The 3,397-nt window shown below is 45.9% G+C and carries 3 protein-coding genes; all 3 read right to left on the bottom strand.

What is annotated here, in order from left to right; genetic code table 11:
• Window positions 1–118: 118 nt before the first annotated feature.
• Window positions 119–1,447 (bottom strand): PhoPQ-activated protein PqaA family protein, encoded by a 1,329-nt coding sequence (locus tag Q0668_RS08530; RefSeq protein WP_298862868.1) that lies wholly within the window; start codon window positions 1,445–1,447, stop codon window positions 119–121.
• Between the two features lie 106 nt (window positions 1,448–1,553).
• On the bottom strand, window positions 1,554–2,009 hold the full coding sequence (locus Q0668_RS08525; protein ID WP_298862867.1) for a hypothetical protein: 456 nt from the start codon (window positions 2,007–2,009) through the stop codon (window positions 1,554–1,556).
• Window positions 2,010–2,113: 104 nt separating this feature from the next.
• Window positions 2,114–3,130 carry a DUF1559 domain-containing protein gene (locus Q0668_RS08520; RefSeq protein WP_298862864.1) on the bottom strand — a complete coding sequence of 339 codons (1,017 nt, stop codon included), beginning with the start codon at window positions 3,128–3,130 and terminating at the stop codon, window positions 2,114–2,116.
• Window positions 3,131–3,397 lie beyond the last annotated feature (267 nt).

The raw sequence follows: 3,397 nt of genomic DNA, 5'->3' as shown, positions 1-3,397 counted from the left end.
CCTCTAGACGCTATCTTAACATTCAAAAAGAAATCGCATAGATTGAAAAAGAGATCTTCTTCTAATATTTAGAAAAAGCAACTCTATGCTTTAAATGTGGAACCGAGGGGGGAATAGGCTATTTTGCCGTGGTGAGAGTGCATAAAGAATAAGGGATTTGATTGATCATAAACGCGGCTTCCATATAATAAGCCACATGTCCTTTGACAGGTTTCTTTATTTTTGTCACATACCCAGCCTTTCCTGGTTTTACAGTGCTGGAAGACCATTTAGAATTCCGGAAGTCTTTATTCTCCGAGTAAGCACTCCATATTCGCACCTGATCAGGTTTCTTTGAGCAAGTGAGTTTTAATTCATAGTCCCTGGAATTATCCCATTGCAAGGCGGGAAGTTGTTTGCCGGTGGCGGCATGAATGAAAAAAGCACCGAGTGTCTGGATCGCGTATTCGACTCCTCCTCCCAGATTATGTCCGGCGTTCGGAACTTGCAGGATATATTTCGGGCCCACAAGATCCGACCAGTACAAGCGCATGGCATCGACCACCCAATAGGGATCATTGGTGCCATTGATTAATAATTTGGGAATCATTATCTGTTGGCGATAGGTATAAGGATCCATCATTAAACGCAACTGCTTTTCCCGCGCATTTTCTTCCCCTTCTACAATGAGCCCTTTACTTGTGTAGTCGATAATTTGTTCGCTGTATTTCCCCCATGTCGCAATTTGGTGTTTCATCTGTTTACGGAAATTGAGTACGTCAATCACAATCGGTGCGGTTGCAATAATTCGTTGATCCACGACTGGTGTCAACCAGCTGGTCCATCCTCGTTTCGACGCACCGGTGATAACAAAACCATCAACGACGACATTTCGCTTTTCCCTGACGATTTCCTGAATGGCATCCATTGCCTTCACTGCGCTTTTGGCCATCGGGAATAGGAGTGGCCATGTTTCATCCCCGGTTTTAAGATAGCGTAACCAGGTTTCGGTAATCAAATCATCTTCTTTTTTGCCATCAAAGAGTGGCTGGTTAGGAACCTGTGTCAGTAGCGCAATTCGGGCGCCGGTTGCTTTTGCTAATAAAAAAGCTGGCTTGAGTCGTTTTTCATTGGGACGGGAGCCGTTGCTGCCTCCGCTCACGAACAATAAAACCTTGCTGTTGATGCGAACATTATCTGGTTCGATCAGGTACAGCCAGTGTTTCCATGTAAGTCCCTGCCAGGTTTGAGATGTCAATTCAACCGGATAAGCAGTGACTCCATCATGTGAAAAGGAGTCATGCAGTTCCCATTTGTATGCCGGTTCTTCTCGTTCGATATAGTTGAAAAATGCCTTGGGGATGTCATTGGCGTTTCTCAGTTTGGACGGAATATTAGATTTCTCTGCGGCAAACGAGGTGGCGCAAAGTGTTGTCACAAACAGGAGTGTGAGGGTGCGTGCAAACATAATCTTATCCCGGTTTCTAGGGGTATCACGAAAGGGCTCTGGTCATTCTCCGATGAGAATTCGAGTTCATTCTGAATAAATATTTAAGCGATGATGAAATGAAATGTCATTTAGTAGTCAGTTCAATTGTTCCAAGGTCAGTTGGCTTTCCCTCCTCGACGATAAAAGAAATTTCAGACTTTTTCGGATCTCTATAACGTTTTTTAAGTTTATCGGATCCACCATAGCTTCGTGATATGGCATTGTATTTTCCCCAGAGAAATGTCAATACATACTCACCTTCCGGCATTCCATCTCCTGAGGTGTATGTTGAAATTTCGAAAGTTCCGTCGTCTGCTGTCTGGCAACCGGAAATAGTCGGGTGTTCCGTATCGATTTCTCCTTTGTTATGGCACGATACTTTCACGGGAGAGCCCGGTTCTGTTCCATCAATCGTGATTTTTCCTGTAACGGGAAAAGTCTGTTTGGTGTACGGTTCTTCGGCCCCGCCACAGGAAAACAGAAGAAGGGTGACCAGGCCGAGGAATAATGTTTTTGCTAATTTCGTTTTTTGCAATTTCATTGTGTGGTCTCAAGAATGAAAAGGAGAGTGAGAGAGCAGGCCGAAGTGTCGGCAGGCATCGAATGATGCCTGCCGGAAAGATTTTATTCATGTGGCGTTAATGATCAAAATTCTCCAACTGTTTCACCACCCGCTCTTGTCGTAATTGATGCTAAGATGTAACCACCGATATTCGCGCTAACAAAACGAACAGCACCGTCACCCATCAGGAAGTGGGCCCCACCGGTATGAAAACTCAGGAAACCAAGGCCTCTTGTGTTGGTACAGTTGATTGCACAGGGGCCCCCATTACCTCCATCTGTTCCGTCACGCAGCGAGCCCTTATACCAATGCTCGCCATTAAGGAGATCTCCCCAGCCTCCACCATTCGTTGGGCCATACAGTGCTGTCAAAGCGGGAACCTGGGACTGACCATTGTAGATATTGGTGCCGCCCACTCTTTCACCTAATAAAAAGGTGTTGGATGACCCATCAGTAATGTCACGCATCCGGGTAATCGAGTTCCCTGAGGCAGTTGGATTAGACGGATCAAATCCGACGAGATTCAACATGCCCGATCTGTTGGCAGCAGAGGGGTGTCCCGTGTAAGCCAGGGAAGAGTAGTCCCCAAGAACTCCAAGAGCGGGGCAATAATCAGTACGAGCTGCTGTATATGTGAGTGGGAAGCCAGCACTTGTCAAATCGTAATTGTGCTGGGTGGTCTCTGGTGTTGAGGGGCACATGAAAACCGGCAATGGCGTTGCGATGACTGTTAAATTTTGAGCCACAGCAGGAATTGCAGCCAGTTCGTTAAAAGCAGGGTATGAGGAGTTCCATTTGTTGTAGAGCGGAGCTTGGTCCAAATATGGTAGCAGCATAATCCCATATACGCCCGCTTTAGGGTTAGTGGGATTGCTCGGATCAACAAACCAGGCAAATGGAAAACATCTGTGCGTATCGTGGTAGTTATGGAATGCTAATCCGATCTGTTTCAGGTTATTTTTGCAGGTTGATCTTCTGGCTGCCTCTCGTGCCTGTTGTACCGCTGGAAGCAACAGGGCAATCAAGATGGCTATAATGGCAATCACAACGAGTAGCTCAATCAGAGTGAAGCCTTTTTGGGAACGCGAGTACTTTTGCATCGAAATCTCCTTTGATATCTCGAAATGATTTGATTCAGAAGAGTAAAACGGAAATAAGAATTCTTTAACTGAAAATGATTGCAGAATTTCAAACGCACACGTCAAACTCCTTCCTCGAATGGGATAAGGAGTTTCGGCCCATCGATATTGGTGCGGAGGAGAAACCGCCTGAGGTATCGCCACCATCAGATGCTTAAAGGGATAGGAGTCATTCTAGCAGTCTGTCCGGATATTCCCCTGACCCTGGTTTTCATTACCGAGATGTCG

Source organism: uncultured Gimesia sp., from assembly GCF_937910335.1.
Taxonomy (GTDB): Bacteria; Planctomycetota; Planctomycetia; order Planctomycetales; family Planctomycetaceae; genus Gimesia.
Note: the sequence above shows the minus strand (reverse complement) of the source record. Positions and strands in the feature narration are given on the sequence as shown.